Here is a 17,996-nt window from a genome sequence, read left to right as displayed (position 1 = left end):
GTCGGTGCCGGGCGGAGTCTGCTGGTGGCGGCAGGACCCGTCGGTGCAGTGATGGGTGCGGGTCTTGGCTGGTGGACCCCGCCGGATCTGCATCGATGCCTGCATCGACGGGGTTCACGGCCCCGACCGGCCGGCCGATCGCGTGGGGCTGTCGGTGCCGGGCGGAGTCTGCTGGTGGCGGCAGGAGGCGTCGGTGCAGTGATGGGTGCAGGTCTTGGCTGGTGCACCCCGTCGGATCTGCATTGATGCCTGCATCGACGGGGTCCATGGCCCCGGCCGGCCGGCCGGTCGCGTGGGGCTGTCGGTGCTGGGCGGAGTCTGCTGGTGGCGGCAGGAGGCGTCGGTGCAGTGATGGGTGCAGGTCTGGGCGGGTGGACCCCGCCGGATCTGCATCGATGCCTGCATCGACGGGGGACGGTGCCGGGGGACAGGGGGTGGGGCGGGAGGCGGACAGGGGGGTGGGGCGGGAGGGGGTCAGGGGTCGGGGGTGGTGGGGAGGGTGTGGTCGGTGAGGTGGTTGGGGGTGCCGAAGCGGTGGGCTGTGACGCTGACGGCCTGCTCGCGCAGGAACGGGGCGAGCTCGACGCGGCCCGACTCGGTGGCGGGGTGGTCCCAGACAGCGACGTCCGGGCGGCCGTGGGTGGCCGCGACGAGCGAGCCCGCGGGGGCGCCGAGCAGGCGGATCCGGCCACCGCCCAGGGCCGCGACGCGCGCGAGCCAGGCGGCTTCGTCCTCGACGTGCAGCTCCAGCGCGGCTGCCGCGACGGCTGCGGTGATGCGGTCCGGCAGGGTGTCGGCGCTGCTCACGACGATGCGCGCTCCTGCGACGGCGGCCGCCGCCACGACGCGCACGAGCGGTCCGGCTCCCTGACCGGCGGCCAGGCGCACGAGCACGGGGTCGCCGTAGGGCAGATGGCGTAGCACGTTGCGTTCGGCCGTGAGCGCGGTGACGTCGCGCGCCGCGAACCGGGTCGCCCACGCGAGCGCGTCGCTGCGGGCGCCGCGTTCGACAGCATCTGCCTCGTCGGCCGGCAGGTCGACGCGCGCCGCCGCGACCAGTGCACGGGCATGCTCGTCGGACACGTCCGTGCCCTGCACCGCACGCGCGGTGCGCCACGTGCCCAGGCCGTCGAGGTAGCCCGGCCCGCCCGCCTTGGCGCCCGGGCCGACCGCCGAGCGCTTCCAGCCGCCGAACGGCTGGCGGCGCACGATCGCGCCCGTCGTGCCGCGGTTCACGTACAGGTTGCCCGCGTGGACGCCGGCGAGCCAGGTCGCGATCTCGTCGGGGTCGAGCGCGTGCAGGCCCGACGTGAGTCCGAAGTCGACGTCGTTGACGATCGCGATCGCCTCGTCGAGGTCGGTGGCGGTCATCACGGCGAGCACGGGGCCGAAGTACTCGGTCAGGTGCGCCGGCGCGCCGCGGCGCACGCCCACGCGTACGCCGGGGGTCCACAGCCGGCCGTCGTCGTCGAGCCGGCGCGGCGCCAGCGCCCAGCGCTCACCCTCGTCGAGCGTCGTGAGCCCGGTGAGCAGCTTGCCGCGGGCGGGTTCGATCAGCGGCCCCATCTGGGTGCGCGGGTCCTCGGGCGGTCCGACGACGAGCGAGGAGACCGCGTCCAGGAGCTGGTCCCGGAACCGGCGGGAACGCGCCACGGACCCGACGAGCACGACCAGCGACGCGGCCGAGCACTTCTGACCGGCGTGCCCGAACGCGGAGGCGACGACGTCGCGGACCGCGAGGTCGAGGTCGGCGCTCGGCGTCACGACGATCGCGTTCTTGCCGCTCGTCTCGGCGAGCAGCGGCAGGTCGGGGCGGAACGAGCGGAACAGCTCCGCGGTCTCGTACGCGCCCGTGAGGATCACGCGGTCCACATCGGGGTGCCCGACGAGCGCGCGGCCCAGGTCGTGCTCGCCGACCTGCACCAGGCGCAGGACGTCTCGCGGGACCCCGGCTTCCCACAGCGCCTCGGCGAGCACGGCCCCGCAGCGCCGTGCCGGTCCGGCGGGCTTGAGCACGACGGCCGACCCGGCGGCGAGCGCCGCGAGCGTGGAGCCCGCCGGGATCGCGACGGGGAAGTTCCACGGCGGCGTGACGAGGGTGACGCGCGCGGGCTCGAACACGGCGCCGTCGACGTGCTCCAGCCCGCGCGCGAGCTCGGCGTAGTAGTGCGCGAAGTCGACGGCCTCGGAGACCTCCGGATCGCCCTGGTCGAGCGTCTTGCCGGCCTCGGAGGCCATGACCTCGAGCAGGTCGGCGCGGTGCGCCTCGAGCGCGTCACCCACGGCGTGCAGCACCGCCGCCCGTTCGTCGGCGCTGCGCGCGGCCCAGGACGAGGCCGCGACGCGGGCGCCGGTGACGACGTCATCGACCTGCGCTGCCGTGTCGAGCCGGGCCGCGGTGATCGTGTCGGTCCCGAGCCGCGAGTCCGCGACCCGCGCAAGCACCGCGCGCGCCCACTCGCGGTTCTCGGGCACGGCCGGATCGGTGTCGGGGGTGCTCGCGAAGGCGCCCGGTCCGGGCGGCGCCGCGAGCGCGGCGTAGCGGTCCGGTACGCGGTGGCGGGGCGGGGCGTCGTCGGACATCGCGGCGACCGACATCAGGAACCGGTCGCATTCGCGCGCGAACAGCTCGGGGTCGGAGTCGAGCTCGAAGACCGCGGACATGAAGTTGTCGCTCGAGGCGCCCTCTTCGAGCCGGCGGATCAGGTAGGCGATCGCGACGTCGAACTCGCGCGGCGCGACGACGGGCGTGTAGAGCAGCAGTGACCCCACCTCGCGGCGCACCGCTTCGGCCTGGCCCGGCGCCATGCCGAGCAGCATCTCGAACTCGACGGCGTCACGGACGCCCCGGCGCCCGGCGAGCAGCCAGGCGTACGCGACGTCGAACAGGTTGTGCCCCGCCACGCCGAGCCGCACGTGCGCGACGCGGTCCGGGTGCAACGCGTAGTCGAGCACGCGCTTGTAGTGCGCGTCGGACTCGTGCTTGGCGTGCCAGGTCGCCAGCGGCCAGCCGTGCAGCTCGGCCTCGACGCGCTCCATGGGCAGGTTCGCGCCCTTGACCAGGCGGACCTTGACGGGTGCCCCGCCGCGCGCGCACCGGTCGGCCGCCCAGGCCTGCAGCCGCTGCATCGCGGGCAGCGCGTCCGGCAGGTAGGCCTGCAGCACGATGCCCGCCTCGAGGCGGAGCAGGTGGGGCTGGTCGAGGAGCGCCATGAAGACCTCGAGCGTGACGTCGAGGTCCTTGTACTCCTCCATGTCGAGGTTCACGAACTTCGGTGTGGGCGACGTGGCGGCGAGCCGGAAGAGGGGCTCGAGCTCGGCGACCGTGGTGGCGACGGTCTCGTCGTGCGCCCACGGGCTGTGGGGCGCGACCGTCGAGGAGACCTTCACCGAGACGTAGTCCACGTCGTCGCGCGCGAGCAGGCGCCGCGTGCCGGCGAGGCGCCGCGCGGCCTCCTGGCGACCGAGGATGGCCTCGCCCAGCAGGTTGAGGTTGAGCCGCACGCCGTCGCGGCGCAGGCGGGCGATCGCGTGGCCGAGCCGGCGATCGGTCGCGTCCACGACGAGATGCCCGACGAGATGGCGCAGCACGCGCCGCGCCGCGGGCACGACGAGGTGGGGGAGCAGCGGTGCCAGCGCTCCGCCGAGCCGCAGCAGCGCCCGCTGACCCGCCGGCAGGAACGCGGGCGCGCGGCCCGCGAGGTCGTCCAGCGTGCGCGCCGCGACCCGCACGTCCTGCGGCCGGACGACGCCGTCGACGAACCCGACCACGAACGGCAGCCCCGCCGGGTCCTTGAGCAGCGCGGCGAGCTGGGCGGCCGAGCCTTCGACGGGGTGGCCCGCCGCCTCGTGCAGCCAGCGCCGGACCAGGGCGACGGCCTCGGCCGCGAGCGCCGGGTCGGCGGCGTCGAAGACCGGGTCCGGGTCCGGAACGGGGTGGGCGTGGGGTGCAGGCGGGGTGGTCGTCATGGTGAGCGTCCTTCGCGTGCAGCGGGGGCCGGGCATGCGCCGTCCTCGCCAGTATTCGTCGCGCAAGTCGTCACGTACAGCGACGGTTCTGGCACAGTAGTCGTCAGTTCTTCTGATGATTCCGACGAGAGAGGCCGCCATGCTCGACCTGCGCCGGCTCGTCCTGCTGCGCGAGCTCGCCGCCCGGGGCACGTTGGCCGCCGTGGCCGAGGCGTTGAGCTACAGCCCGTCGGCGGTGTCCCAGCAGCTCAGCCTGCTGGAGAAGGAGGCCGGCGTCCCGCTGCTGCGCCGCTCCGGGCGCGGCGTGCGGCTGACGCCGCAGGCAGAGGTGCTCGTCGCTGCGGCCGGTGAGCTGCTCGACACGCTCGAGCGCGCGGAGGCCGAGCTCGCCGCATCGGCCACCGAGGTGCGCGGCCGCGTGCGGGTCGCGGTGTTCCAGTCCGCGGCGCTCGCGCTCATGCCGGCCGCGCTGCGCGAGATGGGTCGCCGGCACCCGCAGGTGCGCGTCGAGATGGTGCAGCGCGAGCCGGAGAGCGCTTTGCACGAGACCTGGGCGCGCGAGTTCGACCTCGTCGTCGCCGAGCACTACCCCGCGCACGCCGCGCCGTGGCTGATGGGCCTCGACCGGCGCGACCTGACCACCGACGCCATCCGGCTCGCCCTGCCACCGCGCGACGAGGCGCCCACCGCGGTCGAGGACCTCGACGGCGCACGCGCCCTGCCGTGGGTGATGGAACCGCGCGGGACCGCGTCGCGGCACTTCGCGGAGCAGACGTGCCGGGCCGCGGGCTTCGAGCCGGAAGTCCGGTACGAGACGGCCGACCTGCAGGCCCAGATCCGGCTCGTCGAGTCGGGCAACGCCGTCGCGCTGCTGCCCGACCTTGTCTGGACCGGTCGTCCGACCACCGCCCGCCTCGTCGACCTGCCCGCGCACCCGCGCCGGACCGTGTTCACGGCGCAGCGGGTCGCGGGCCTGCGCTCGCCCGCGGTGAGCGCGTTCCGGGACACGCTCGAGACCGTCGCCGCCGCGGTTTGACGTCGGTGCGCGCCCGCGCGCGGAGCGGGATGGTGCGTCCGGCGGCGGCGAGCGGCGGGCTACGTCCCGGGCACGAGCACGACGACCGAGGTGCCCGGCAGGAGGACGGCGGGGCCGGTCGGGTCGAGCACGGCCGGCGCCCACGCGGCGACGACCTGCAGCGGGCCGGCGTCCGGCGGGACCTCCAGCGGCACCCGGCGCTCGTCGGGCGAGAGGTTCACGACGACGAGCGCCCGCCCGCGTACGAGGACGAGGACACCGTGCCACGGTCCGTCGGCGGGCTCGTCGGGACCCTCCCAGCGCAGGTCGGTCGCCGCGAGGTCGCCCGAGGCGAGGTCGGGGATGCTGCGGCGCAGGCCGACGAGCGTGCGGTGCCAGTCGAGCAGGCGCGCGTGGCCCGGCTCGCGCCGCTCGGCGTGGTCGAGTACGGCCGCCGCCGCGGTCGCCGGGTCCTGCGGGTCGGGGACGTCGTGCTCGCCCCAGCCGTGCCGGGCGAACTCGGCCCGACGGCCCTCGCGCACGGCGGCCGCCAGGGACGGGTCCGGGAACGACGTGAAGAACGGGAAGCGGCGACGCGTGCCCCACTCCTCGCCCATGAAGAGCATCGGCGTGAAGGGCGAAAGCAGCACCAGCGCGGCGGCGCACGCGAGCGCGTCGTCCGTGAGGTGCTCCGCCGGGCGGTCGCCGCGCGCGCGGTTGCCCACCTGGTCGTGGTTCTGCAGGCTCACGACGAACCGGTGCCCGTCGGTGCCGGCGGGCACCGGGCGGCCCCAGTCCTGGCCGCGGAACGCGGACCAGCCGCCCTCGTGGACGAACACGCGGGTCAGCGCGTGCCGCAGCGTCGCGGGCGAGCCGAAGTCCACGTAGTAGCCGTGCCGCTCACCGGTCAGGAGCGCGTGCAGCGCGTGGTGCACGTCGTCGGCCCACTGCGCGGTCATGCCCCAGCCGCCGGCAGCGGTCGGCGCGACGGAGACCAGGTCGTTCAGGTCGGACTCCGCGACGAGCGACAGCGGCCGGCCGAGCTCGTCGGACAGCGCGGCGACCGCGTCGGAGAGCTCGGCGAGCAGGTGGGGGACCGAGTCGTCGGCGAGCTCGTGCACCGCGTCGAGCCGCAGCGCGTCAACGTGGAAGTCCCGGAGCCACCGCAGCGCGGAGCCGACGATCCACGCGCGCACCTCGTCGGACCCGTCGTCGTCCAGGTTGATCGCGTCGCCCCACGGAGTGCGGTGCCGCGGCGTGAAGTAGGGCCCGAACTCCGAGAGGTAGTTGCCGGCCGGGCCGAGGTGGTTGTGCACCACGTCGAGGCAGACCGCCAGGCCCAGGCCGTGCGCGGCGTCGACGAAGCGTTGCAGCGCCGCCGGGCCGCCGTACGCCTCGTGCACCGCCCATAGCGTGACGCCGTCGTAGCCCCAGCCGCGGGGCCCGTCGAACGTCGCGAGCGGCATGAGCTCGACCACGTCGACGCCCAGCGAGACGAGCTCCGGGAGGTGTTCGGCCGCTGCGTCGAGCGTGCCGACGGGCGTGAACGTGCCGACGTGCAGCTCGTAGAGGACGCGCCCACGCACGTCGAGGCCCGACCAGCCCGCGTCCGACCAGGCGAAACCCGACGCGTCGAACGTGCGGCCCGGACCGTGGGGACCGTCCGGCAGGCGCGGGGCGCGGGGGTCGGCGCGCGGCGGGCCGCCGTCGAGCGAGAACGCGTAGTCCGTGCCGTCCGGCAGGTCCACGTCGATGGTCCACCAGCCGTCGGGCTCGGGCTGCATCGGTGCGCGGTCACCCGTCGCGAGCGCGGTCGTGACGAGGTCCACGGCGCCGGCTCGCGGCGCCCACACGCGCACCACTCAGGCCGTCCTGACCAGCAGCGCGACGGGCAGGCGCTCGAGGAGCGGCGCGACGGGCACGATGCCGCCCGTGACCTCGTGCCCCGTGAGCACGTCCAGCCAGTCGCCGGGCGGCACGACGACGGTGTGGTCCGCCCACCCGCCGAGCCGGTCCACCGACGCCGCCAGGCGCGTCGCGACGACCACCACGCGCGGGTCGTCGGCGACCGTGCGCGCGTAGACCATCGACTGGCCCGACGAGTGCGCGAGCGGCACGTAGCCCGCCTCGGGTCCGACGAACGCATCGGGCTGGTCCCGGCGCACCCGCAGCGCGCGCGACGTGACGAGCAGCTTCTCGTCGGACAGGTCCCGCGGCCCGGCACCCTCGTCGAGACGCGTGAGGCGCGCGGCGATCGCGTCGACGTCGACCGGCCGGCGGTTGTCCGGGTCGACGAGCGTCGGCACCGCGACCTCGGAGCCCTGGTAGACGTCCGGCACGCCCGGCAGCGTGAGCTGCACGAGCTTGGTGCCCAGGGTCGTCGCCCGCACCGCCGCACGCGTGCGCTGCTCCCAGCCCTCGAACAGCCCGCTCACCACGGGGTCGGCCAGCGCGTGGCGGGCCAGGTCGAGCACCGCGGTCTCGTAGACGTCGTCGGGCGCGGTCCACCAGGTGCTGGTCTTGGCCTCGCGCATCGCCTTGGTCAGGTACGGGACGAGCCGGTCCGACGAGATCGGGCCGTCGGCCGTCCACGTGCCGGCGAGCGTCTGCCACAGCCACGACTCGATCCGGCCGTCGACGCGCGCGCTGCGGTAGGCGGCGGTCGTCGCGTGCACCCGGCGCACGAGGTCCGCCCACTCGAGCGGCAGCTCGCTCAGCGCCGCGAGCCGGTTGCGCGTGTCCTCGCCGCGCTTGGTGTCGTGCGTCGACAGGGTCGTCATCGCCAGGGGCGCGGTCTGCTGCTGCCGCGCCGCCCAGGCCGCGAGGTCGGTGGGCGTCAGCGCGAACCGGGTCGGCTCGCCGCCCACCTCGCACAGCCCGACGAGCTGGGTCCAGCGGTAGTAGGCCGTGTCCTCGACGCCCTTGGCATTCACCGCGCCGCACGTCTGCTGGAAGCGCACGACGAGCTCGTCGCGCCGGTTCCCGCGCGTGCGCCCGGCGCTGCCGACCTCGCGACCGAGCATGAGGTCGACGACGACGTCCATCGTCGCCCCGCGCTCGGCCGACATCCGCCCGCGGGCCACCGCCGCCGCGTGCTCGAGCGCCGCGACCGAGTCCGGGTGCACCTGCTGACCGGGCACGACGTAGGCGCGGTAGCGGTCGAACGCGACGAGCAGCTCGACGAGGCACTCGTGCACCGCGCGCCACGTGTGGTCGCGCAGGCGCAGGTCGTCGGAGCAGATGCTCGCCGCGAGCGTCGTCAGGCGGTACACCTCGGCGTACAGCGGACCGTCGACGACCTCGCGCTTGGCCTGCTCGACGACGTGCGCGTAGTCGTCCGACGCGTCGCCCGTGAGCCGGTGCATGAGTGCGCCCAGCGGCGCGGCGCCGCCGGGGTCGACGAACGTCTGCTGGATGCGCCACAGCGCGTCGTAGCCGGTGGTGCCGGCCGTGCTCCAGTCCGCGGGCAGGTCCTCGTCGCCCTCGAGGATCTTCTCGACGACGACCCACGCGCCCTCGCTCGCCTCGTGCAACCGCTGAAGGTATCCGGCCGGGTCAGCCAGGCCGTCGGGGTGGTCGATCCGCAGGCCGTCGAGCGTGCCGTCGGCCAGCAGGTCCAGCACCAGGCGGTGCGTCGCCTCGAACACGTCGGGATCCTCGACACGCACCGCGACGAGCGTGCCGACGTCGAAGAACCGCCGGTAGTTGAGCTCCTCGTCGGCCACGCGCCAGTACGCGAGGCGGTAGTGCTGGCGCTCGAGCAGCTCGGTGAGCGGCAGCGCCGTCGTGCCCTCGCGGACCGGGAAGACGTGCTCGCCGTAGCGCAGCACGGTCGTGGTGCCGAAGCCCGGGACGTCCGCCTCGTCGAGCGTGATCTCGCCCGAGGCGACGACCGCGCCGATCCGGTCGGCCAGCACCGGCATGAGCACCGCGCCGTCGCCGGCCGACCAGTCCACGTCGAACCATGAGGCGTAGGGCGACGCCGGCCCCTCGACGAGCACCGACCAGAGCGCCGCGTTGTGCCACACCGGCGTCGGGACGGCCATGTGGTTGGGCACGATGTCGAGCACCAGCCCGAGGCCCGCGCCGTGCGCGGCATCCGCGAGCCGGCGCAGCGCCGGCAGGCCACCGAGCTCGGGCGCGATCTCGTCGTGCCGCACGACGTCGTACCCGTGCGTCGAACCCGGCGCCGCGCGCAGCACGGGTGACAGGTACACGTGCGTCACGCCGAGGTCGGTGAGGTAGCCGACCCGGGCCGCGACGTCGTCGAGCGTGAGGTCCGGTCCGAGCTGGACCCGGTACGTCGAGGTGGGCACGGGCCGCCCGGGGGCGGGCAGCCGGCGGGCGGGGGTCTGGCGCGCGTCGGTCACGGTCCGGGCGCCTCCGGTGGGGTGGCACGCGGTCGGCGTGGCGCGCGGCGGGTCCTGCGGGCCGCCTCGTCATCGGCCGTGGACCGCCCGTCGGGCGCCGTGCCCTCGTCGGGCGCCGCACCCTCGTCGGGCACCGCACCCTCGTCCGACGCAGCGGGCACGTCGGCGTCCGCGTGGGGCTGCGAGACCTTCGTCGTCGTCCGCCCGACGGTCACCTTCGCGGCCTCGCGTGCGGCGGCGGCCACGGCCCCGATCCCCGAACCTGTCGGCACGGGTTCGACCGGCGGGCGCGTGAGGATCACCATCGAGTGCCGGGCCAGGACGAGCTCCTCGCCGGCGTTCGCCGTGTCACCGGGGTCGACCTGGGAGTCGGTGTCGAGCACGGCGGTCCACGTCTCGCCGTACTCCGGGTCGGGGATCGTGAACGACGTCGGCGTCGGCTGGCCGTTGAACAGCACGAGGAAGCTGTCGTCGACGACGTCCTGGCCCCGCTCGTCCGGCTCGATGATCGCGTCGCCGTTGAGGAACACCATCACGGCGCGCGCGAGCGAGTTGTTCCACTCGTCGTCGCGCATGTGCTCGCCCTCGGGCGAGAACCAGGCGATGTCGCGCAGCTCGGACTCACCGCCGTGCTCCGGCGCCCCGGCGAAGAAGCGGCGTCGTCGGAACACCGGGTGCTCGGTGCGCAGCCGCACGACGCGGCGCGTGAACGCGAGCAGCTCCGCCTGCGTCTCGTCGAGGTCCCAGTCCACCCAGGACAGCTCGTTGTCCTGGCAGTACACGTTGTTGTTGCCCTGCTGCGTGCGCCCCAGCTCGTCACCGTGCGAGATCATCGGGATGCCCTGGGAGAGCAGGACCGTCGCGAGGAAGTTGCGCTGCTGGCGGGCGCGCAGCGCGTTGATCGCGGCGTCGTCCGTCGGCCCCTCGACGCCGGCGTTCCACGAGCGGTTCCACGAGTCGCCGTCGCGGTTGTCCTCGCCGTTGGCCTCGTTGTGCTTCTCGTTGTAGGAGACGAGGTCGCGCAGCGTGAAGCCGTCGTGCGCGGTGACGAAGTTGACGCTCGCGATCGGGCGGCGCCCGGAGTGCGCGTACAGGTCGGACGAGCCGGTCAGCCGGCTCGCGAACTCGCCGAGCGTCGACGGCTCGCTGCGCCAGAAGTCGCGCACCGTGTCGCGGTACTTGCCGTTCCACTCCGACCACAGGGGCGGGAACCCGCCGACCTGGTAGCCGCCGTCACCGACGTCCCACGGCTCGGCGATGAGCTTGACCTGCGACACGACCGGGTCCTGGTGCACGAGGTCGAAGAACGCCGAGAGCCGGTCGACCTCGTGGAACTGCCGCGCGAGCGTGGCCGCCAGGTCGAACCGGAAGCCGTCCACGTGCATCTCGGTCACCCAGTACCGCAGCGAGTCCATGATCAGCTGCAGCACGTGCGGCGAACGCATGAGCAGGGAGTTGCCCGTGCCCGTCGTGTCGAAGTAGTGCTCTTTCTCGTCGTCCACGAGGCGGTAGTAGTTCGCGTTGTCGATGCCGCGGAAGCTGAGCGTCGGGCCCAGGTGGTTGCCCTCGGCGGTGTGGTTGTAGACCACGTCGAGGATGACCTCGATGTCCGCCGCGTGCAGCTCGCGGACCATCGCCTTGAACTCCTGCACCTGCTGGCCCGGCTGCCTGAACGCGGCGTACGCGTTGTGCGGCGCGAAGAAGCCGATGGTGTTGTAGCCCCAGTAGTTGGACAGGCCCTTGGCCTGCAGCGACGGGTCGTTGACGAACTGGTGCACGGGCATGAGCTCGAGCGCCGTGACGCCGAGCTGCTTGAGGTGGTCGATCACGGCGGGGTGCGCGATCCCCGCGTACGTCCCGCGCAGCTCCTCGGGGATCGCCGGGTGCAGCTTGGTGAGGCCCCGCACGTGCGCCTCGTAGATGACGGTCCGGTGGTACTCGTGCTCCGGCGGGCGGTCGTGCCCCCAGTCGAAGTACGGGTTGATCACCACCGAGTGCATCGTGTGCGGGGCCGAGTCCTCCTCGTTGCGCTGCGTCGGGTCGTCGAACCGGTACGAGTAGAGCGACGCGTCCTCGCCGACCTGGCCATGGATCGCCTTGGCGTACGGGTCGAGCAGCAGCTTCGACGGGTCGCAGCGGTGACCGTTCTCGGGGTCGTACGGGCCGTGCACGCGAAAGCCGTAGCGCTGACCGGGCTGCACCGCGGGCAGGTAGCCGTGCCAGACGAACGCGTCCACCTCCGGCAGGTCCAGGCGGGTCTCGGTCCCGTCGGGGTCGATCAGGCACAGCTCCACGCGAGAGGCGATCTCGGAGAACAGGGCGAAGTTCGTGCCTGCTCCGTTGTACGTGGCGCCGAGGGGGTAAGGGCGTCCGGGCCAGATGAGCATGGCGCCCAGCGTGCCACGTGCGGGCCGACGGGCACGGCCTGCCGGGGGTGAGTTCGTCACACGTCCAGGTCGCGCCGCGCCCCTCGCACGCGCAACGACGGACGCGCAGGGGTTGCGCGCGGCCCGCCGGGGTGCTCGGCTGACCGCATGACGACGTCGGGACGGGTGGTGGTGGTCGGCGGTGGGCTCGCCGGCGCCAGGACGGCCGAGGCGCTGCGCGAGCGCGGCTTCGAGGGGGATCTGACGATCCTGGGCGACGAGACGGAACGCCCCTACGAGCGCCCGCCGCTGTCCAAGGGCTACCTGCTCGGCACCGACGAGCGCGACTCCTTCGTGCGCCACGCGCACTGGGCCGACGAGCAGGAGGTGCGGCTGCGCACGGGCGTCACGGTGACGGCGATCGACCGGGCCTCCCAGCACGTGCTCGACGCCGGCGGCGGCCGCACCGACTACGACCACCTCGTCCTGGCCACGGGTTCCGAGCCGAACCGGCTCGACGTGCCGGGCGCGTGGCTCGAGGGCGTCGTCAGCTTGCGCACGCTCGACGACAGCGATCGGCTGCGCGTGCTGCTCGCGGCATCGCCGCGCGTCGTCGTCGTGGGTGGCGGCTGGATCGGGCTCGAGGTGGCCGCTGCGGCCCGCGCGGCCGGGTGCGAGGTCACGGTCCTCGTGCGCGGCGACGCGCCGCTGCACGGCGTGCTCGGCCCCGAGCTCGCCGCGATGTTCGCCGCGCTGCACCGCGAGAACGGCGTCGACCTGCGCGTGCGGACGCAGGTGCGCGCGCTCGTGCCCGGCGGTGACGGCGTGCGGGTCGGCGCCGTCGAGCTCGACGACGGGACGCTGCTGCCCGCCGACCTCGTCGTCGTCGCGGTAGGCGCCCGGCCGCGCGTGGCGCTCGCGCAGGCTGCTGGCCTCGACGTCGGCGACGGCGTGCTCACCGATGCGCACCTGCGCACCTCGGACCCCCGCGTCCTGGCGGTCGGCGACCTCGCCGCCGTCGCGCACCCGTTCCTGGGCGCGCGTGTGCGCGTCGAGCACTGGGACGCGGCGCTGCACCACGGCGAGACCGTCGCGGCGACCGTCCTCGGCGCCGACGAGCCCTACGACCGGCTGCCGTACTTCTTCACCGACCAGTTCGACCTCGGCATGGAATACACCGGGTGGATCGGGCCGGCCGGGTACGACGAGGTCGTCGTCCGCGGCGACCTCGCGGCCCGCGAGCTCGTCGCGTTCTGGCTGCGCGACGGCCGCGTGCTGGCGGGCATGAACGTCAACGTCTGGGACGTGGTCGACGACGTCCAGGCCCTCATCCGCTCCCGCACCCGCATCGACCCCACCCGCCTCGCCGACCCCACCACCCCCCTCACCGCCTGACCCGCCTCCCGCCGCCCCCACCCGCCAGCCCCACCGCCCCCCGCCCCACCACCCCGCCCCCCACGCCCCCGCCCCCCGACTCCCGTGGGTGCAGGGATGGGTGCAGGTCTCGGCGGGTGGAGCCGCGCAGACCTGCATCGATGGCTGCACTCACGGTCGGGGTGCCGGGTTGGTGGGTGCCGGCGCCGGGCTGGCGGGTGTTGGCGGTTGGTGTGCTTCGGCGGCTGCGGCACCTGGCACGGCGCACCACACTCGTGGATGCAGGGATGGGTGCAGGTCTCGGCGGGTGGGGCCGCGCTGATCTGCATCGATGGCTGCACTCACGGTCGGGGTGCCGGGGTGGCGGGGTGTCGGCGCCGGGCTGGCGGGTGTCGGCGGTTGGCGTGCTTCGGCGGCTGCGGCTCCCGGGACGGCGCCCCACACTCGTGGATGCAGGGGTGGGTGCAGGTCTTGGCGGGTGGGGCCGGGTTGATCTGCATCGATGGCTGCGTTGACGGCGCGGGTGGTGGGTGGGTGGGGGAGAGTGTGGCGGGGCTCGGTGTGTCGGCGTGCGGGGGGCGGGGGGTGCGGGATGATCCCCGCATGAGCGATGCGCGCACGACGCAGCCCGGGACGTTGGGACCGACCGGGGTCGAGGTGACCCGGCGCCGAACCGGGTGGGACGTGGTTCTCGGGATCCTGCTGGTGCTCGGCTCGTTCGTCGTGCTCGGCGACGTGGTGATCGCGACCGTGGTCTCGATCCTGGTGATCGGCTGGACGGCGATCGTCGGCGGCGTGGCACTGGCGGTCGCGTCGTTCGCGCGGCGGGGCGGCTCGGGGTTCTGGGTGACGCTGCTGGGCGGGATCGCGCTCGTCGTCGTCGGGATCCTGCTGCTCGCGGACCCGAAGGTCGGGGCGATCACCGTGACCCTGTTCGTCGGCGCGACGTTCTTCGCGGCCGGCGTCACGCGGCTCGTGATGGTGTTCTCGCAGCGGGGGCACCGCTGGCTGTGGGCACTGTCCGGTCTGGCGTCGCTCGTGGTCGGCATCTGGGTGCTGGTGAACCCGATCGCGGCGTCGATGACGCTGATCGGCGTGCTGCTGGGCATCGAGATGCTGTTCGAGGGCATCACGCTGATCGTCGCCGGCCGGCTGCACGTGCGCAGCACAGGCGGCTCGGGCCCGATCGCGTACGCCTGATCAGGCCGGTACGCGGTCGAGTTCGGTCATCGCCTCCTCGAGCGTCGGCCTGACCTGGTCGACCTGCGCCTCGAGCCCGGCCCGCAGGAGGGCCGCCCGCACGTCGTCGGGAGGCGTCGCGGCCACGCGCACGGCGCGACCGGCGAGCGTCACGGGCAGCCCCGCCGCGTCGAGCGCGACGAACGCGTCCTGCCAGCGGGTCGTCCGGACAGCCACCGCGGTCGTCCCCGCGACGATGTCGGCCTCCGAACCCGTGGCGACGCACCGGCCGCGCGACATCAGCATGAGCCGGTCGCACTGCTGCGCCTCGCTCATGTAGTGCGTTGTGACCAGGACGCCCACCCCGGCCTCGGCCTGCTCGTGCACGGCGTCCCACAACCGCGTCCGCGCGAGCGGGTCGACGCCCGAGGTCGGCTCGTCGAGCACGAGCAGCTCGGGGCCGTGCGCGAGGGCCGCCGCGAACGCCAGGCGGCGTTGGCGGCCGAGGCCGATCGTCCCGACGAGCGCGTCGGCGACGTCGGCGAGGTCGGGCGGGACGGGCACGGGGGAGCCGTAGACCGCGGCCACGAACGCGAGGTTCTCGCGCACGCTCAGGTCGTCGTACAGGCCGAGGCTCTGCGGCACGTAGCCGAGCCGGCGGCGGCCGGAGCGCGAGGGCGGCTCGCCGAACACGAGGATCCGTCCGACGGTCGGCGGGGTGAGGCCGAGCACCATCCGGATGAGCGTCGTCTTGCCCGCGCCGTTGGCGCCCAGCAGCCCGACGATCTCGCCCGCGTGCACGACGAGGGACGCGTCGTCGACCGCCGTGAAGGTGCCGAACCGACGCGTGACGCCCTGCACGTCGACGAGCGCCGGGCCGGCGGCGGGCTCAGCGGGCACTGAGGGCCTCCTTCGCGAGCGCGGCGGCGATCACCGCGTCCTCCAGGTCCGGTGTGACGGCCTCGCCCGGGGCCCCCGACGGGTCGGCGAACCACTCGCGGACCTGCGCGCCGCGGCGCCACGCGTGCGCGGGCACGGTCGCAGCAGGCACGCTGCGCACGACGCCGGGCGCTCCCGCGACGACCTCGTCGGGCGGCCCGGACGCGAGCACGCGGCCGCGATCCAGTACGAGCACTCCGGACGCGCGCTCGGCCTCGTCGAGGTACGTCGTCGCCATCACGACGGCCGTCCCCGCGACCGCGGCCGACGAGACGAGCCGCCACAGGTCGACGCGGCTGACCGGGTCGACGCCCGTGCTCGGCTCGTCGAGCACCAGCAGCGCGGGCTCGTGCAGCATCGCGAGCACGAAGCCCAGCTTCTGCCGCATCCCGCCGGACAGGTCGCCCGCGGCACGCCGGCGCACGCCGGCCAGACCCGTCGCCGCGAGCAGCCGCTCGCTGCGCTCGGCGAGCAGGGCGCCCCGCAGGCCGTACGCGCCGCCGACGAAGGCGACGTTCTCCTGGACGGACAGCTCGCGCCACGTGCCGGAGGTCGTGGGCATGAACCCGATCTCGCGCAGCGCGGGGGCGGCGACCCGGCCGGAGACGGGCGTGATCGCCCCGACCAGCGTGCGCAGCAGCGTCGTCTTGCCCGCACCGTCGCCGCCGACGACCGCGACGACCTCACCCGGGACGACGTCGAGCGTGACGCCGTCGAGCGCGGTGCGCGTGCCCCGGCGGACGGTCAGGTCGCGCACGCCCCACGCGGTCACGCGGCGACCCCGGAGGGTGCCGGGGCGTGCGCGTGCGGCCGTCGGCGGGCCGGCGCGAGGTCGCGACGGAACCGCAGCACGGCCGCGGTGAACACGACCGCGGCCATCCCGGTGAGCACCACGAGCGCGGGCCACAGCGAGTCGATGCCCGCGCCGCGCAGCATGATCCCCTGCGAGAGCTGGATGAAGTACGTCAGCGGCAGGCAGTAGCCGATCCAGCGCACGCCCGGCGGCATCGCGGCCAGCGGGAAGATGAACCCCGAGAGCAGGATCTGCGGCAGCAGCGTCATGATCGCGAGCTGGATCGCCTGTCCCTGGGTCTGCGAGGCGGTCGAGATGAGCACGCCGAACCCGAGCACGACGAGCAGGAAGCCGGCGGCCCCGGCCGCGAACAGGACCGGGTTGCCGACGAACGGCACGTCGAAGATCCAGACCCCCAGCAGCGTCACGACGAGCATGTCGAGCGACGCCAGGATGAAGTAGGGCGCGATCTTCCCGACGATGACGTCGGACGGGCGCAGCGGCATCACGGCGAGCTGCTCGAGCGTGCCGGTCTGGCGCTCCCGGACCAGGCCGATGCTCGTGATGATCGTGCCGATGAACGCGAGGATCAGCCCGACCAGGCCCGGCACCATGACCCATGACGTCGTCAGGTCGGGGTTGAACAGCACCTCGGTGCTCACCTGGTCGCCGAGGCGGCCGAGCGCGGCGACGGCGGCCTGCGCGACGAACAGGTTCGACCCGTCGACGTAGACGGTCGGCGGCACGGTGCCCGTGTCGACCACGACGTCGGCCTCGTTGTCGCGCAGCAGGCGGTGCGCCTCGTCGGCGCCCGCAGACGGGTCGGTGCCCTGGAGGTCGAACGGCTCGGGCAGCGCCGCGGCGGCGTGCTCGGCGCCCGGCCCGACGACCTGCGTGGCGACGGAGTCGATCGTGAAGTTGGCGGCGTACCCGAACACGACGAGCAGGAGCACCGGCAGCACGACGAGCATCGCGACCGTGCGCCGGTCGCGGCGCAGCTCCCGGAACTCCTTGAGGATCATGGCCCGCACGGTGCGCTCCCGGTACGCTCGTCGAGAAATCCGTACGTGAGGAAATCTAGGGAGGTGCCGGGTGCCGGTCAAGGACGGCGGCGCCGCGCCGGGCCGCCCGCGCCGGGGTCGACGACCCGGACCGAGCACCACGCGCGCGGACATCCTGGCCGCCGCACGCCGCCAGTTCGCGGCGCGCGGGCTCGAACGCACGAGCCTGCGGCGCGTCGCCGCCGACGCCGGGGTCGACCCGAAGCTCGTCGGGCACTGGTTCGGCACGAAGGAGGAGCTGTTCCGCGCCTCGGTCGTGCTGCCCTTCGACCCCGCGCAGGTCGTGGAGCAGATCGGGCACGGCCCACGCGACGAGGTGGGGCTGCGGGTCGCGGGGGTCGTCGGCGCGCTCCTGTCCGACGAGACCGCCCGCGGACCCGCGCTCGCGATCATCCGCACGGTCGCCGGCGACCGGGCCGCCGTGCCGGTGCTGCGAGGGCTCCTGGTGACCGAGCTGCTCGAGCCCGTGGCCCACGCGCTCGGCGCCGACGAGCCCGAGCTCCGGGCGGCGCTAGCGGGTTCGCAGATCGTCGGGCTCGTGTTCCTGCGGCACGTCGTCGAGATCGACCCGCTCGCCCGCGAGACCCCCGAGCGGCTCGTCGCGATCCTCGCGGCCGTGGTGCAGCACCACCTGACCGCTCCGTTGCCCGCCCTCGTCGGAGACGACCTCGACGCGACCAGCACGTGACACGGACGCGACCACATCTTGGGCGGTGCGAGGGTCGCGCGATGCCGCGGTCCCGCTCTGCGGTCCGACACGCGGGTGGGATCGACCCGTTCACGGGCCGCTCACCTGCAGTTCTCTCGATGGTGACCTGCATCACACGGTCCGTTGGTGGACAGCCGGAGTGGGGCCTCGGCTAGCGTCGATTCATCACACGGGTTCGTCCCGTGGAACGGGCGCCACCGCTGCCGTCGCATCGGCACCGG

The 17,996-nt window shown here is 74.3% G+C and carries 11 protein-coding genes; 4 read left to right on the top strand and 7 right to left on the bottom strand.

The annotated features are described in order from the left end of the window. Positions 1-474 precede the first annotated feature (474 nt). Positions 475-3,969 (bottom strand): bifunctional proline dehydrogenase/L-glutamate gamma-semialdehyde dehydrogenase, encoded by a 3,495-nt coding sequence (locus CCO02nite_RS01990; protein WP_146841328.1) that lies wholly within the window; start codon positions 3,967-3,969, stop codon positions 475-477. 139 nt (positions 3,970-4,108) lie between these two features. Here CCO02nite_RS01990 and CCO02nite_RS01985 point away from each other — a divergent pair, with 139 nt between their 5' ends. After that, positions 4,109-5,005, top strand: coding sequence for a LysR family transcriptional regulator (locus CCO02nite_RS01985; protein WP_146841482.1), 897 nt, complete (start codon positions 4,109-4,111; stop codon positions 5,003-5,005). A 59-nt stretch (positions 5,006-5,064) separates the two neighbouring features. On the opposite strand, the gene treZ is transcribed toward CCO02nite_RS01985, so the two are convergent. Genes treZ through glgX form a run of 3 tightly spaced genes read right to left on the bottom strand, consistent with a single transcriptional unit; the run spans position 5,065 to position 11,741 of the window. Continuing rightward, entirely contained in the window at positions 5,065-6,846 is a 1,782-nt protein-coding gene (gene treZ, locus CCO02nite_RS01980) for a malto-oligosyltrehalose trehalohydrolase (protein WP_146841327.1), read from the bottom strand. Next, entirely contained in the window at positions 6,847-9,354 is a 2,508-nt protein-coding gene (gene treY, locus CCO02nite_RS01975) for a malto-oligosyltrehalose synthase (RefSeq protein WP_146841326.1), read from the bottom strand. It abuts the gene before it with no gap. Then, positions 9,351-11,741, bottom strand: coding sequence for a glycogen debranching protein GlgX (gene glgX / locus CCO02nite_RS01970; protein WP_246117272.1), 2,391 nt, complete (start codon positions 11,739-11,741; stop codon positions 9,351-9,353). Before glgX ends, treY begins: the two co-directional genes overlap by 4 nt. A 147-nt stretch (positions 11,742-11,888) precedes the next feature. On the opposite strand from glgX, the gene CCO02nite_RS01965 reads away from it, so the two are divergent. Further along, a complete protein-coding gene (locus tag CCO02nite_RS01965; RefSeq protein ID WP_146841325.1) occupies positions 11,889-13,115 on the top strand; it encodes an NAD(P)/FAD-dependent oxidoreductase in 1,227 nt (408 codons plus the stop codon). A gap of 582 nt (positions 13,116-13,697) precedes the next feature. Next, positions 13,698-14,294: an HdeD family acid-resistance protein gene (locus CCO02nite_RS01960; RefSeq protein WP_246117271.1), complete on the top strand. Its 597-nt coding sequence runs from the start codon at positions 13,698-13,700 to the stop codon at positions 14,292-14,294. Here CCO02nite_RS01960 and CCO02nite_RS01955 read toward each other — a convergent pair whose 3' ends face one another. The 3 genes from CCO02nite_RS01955 to CCO02nite_RS01945 are packed head-to-tail and all read right to left on the bottom strand — an operon-like array spanning position 14,295 to position 17,027. Further along, the gene (locus CCO02nite_RS01955) at positions 14,295-15,173 is read right to left on the bottom strand and encodes an ABC transporter ATP-binding protein (RefSeq protein ID WP_146841324.1); all 879 of its coding nucleotides are present in this window, start codon (positions 15,171-15,173) and stop codon (positions 14,295-14,297) included. Beyond that, on the bottom strand, positions 15,163-15,984 hold the full coding sequence (locus tag CCO02nite_RS01950; RefSeq protein ID WP_246117270.1) for an ABC transporter ATP-binding protein: 822 nt from the start codon (positions 15,982-15,984) through the stop codon (positions 15,163-15,165). The genes CCO02nite_RS01955 and CCO02nite_RS01950 overlap by 11 nt, the downstream gene beginning before the upstream one ends. After that, on the bottom strand, positions 15,981-17,027 hold the full coding sequence (locus CCO02nite_RS01945; RefSeq protein WP_246117269.1) for an ABC transporter permease: 1,047 nt from the start codon (positions 17,025-17,027) through the stop codon (positions 15,981-15,983). Before CCO02nite_RS01945 ends, CCO02nite_RS01950 begins: the two co-directional genes overlap by 4 nt. Positions 17,028-17,097: 70 nt before the next feature. Between CCO02nite_RS01945 and CCO02nite_RS01940 the strand changes: the two genes are divergently transcribed. After that, positions 17,098-17,754 carry a TetR/AcrR family transcriptional regulator gene (locus tag CCO02nite_RS01940; protein WP_146841322.1) on the top strand — a complete coding sequence of 219 codons (657 nt, stop codon included), beginning with the start codon at positions 17,098-17,100 and terminating at the stop codon, positions 17,752-17,754. Positions 17,755-17,996 lie beyond the last annotated feature (242 nt).

This window comes from Cellulomonas composti (assembly GCF_007990245.1).
Lineage (GTDB): Bacteria > Actinomycetota > Actinomycetes > Actinomycetales > Cellulomonadaceae > Cellulomonas > Cellulomonas composti.
The sequence above is the reverse complement of the archived record's forward strand: the minus strand, read 5'-3'. Positions and strand labels throughout refer to the sequence as shown.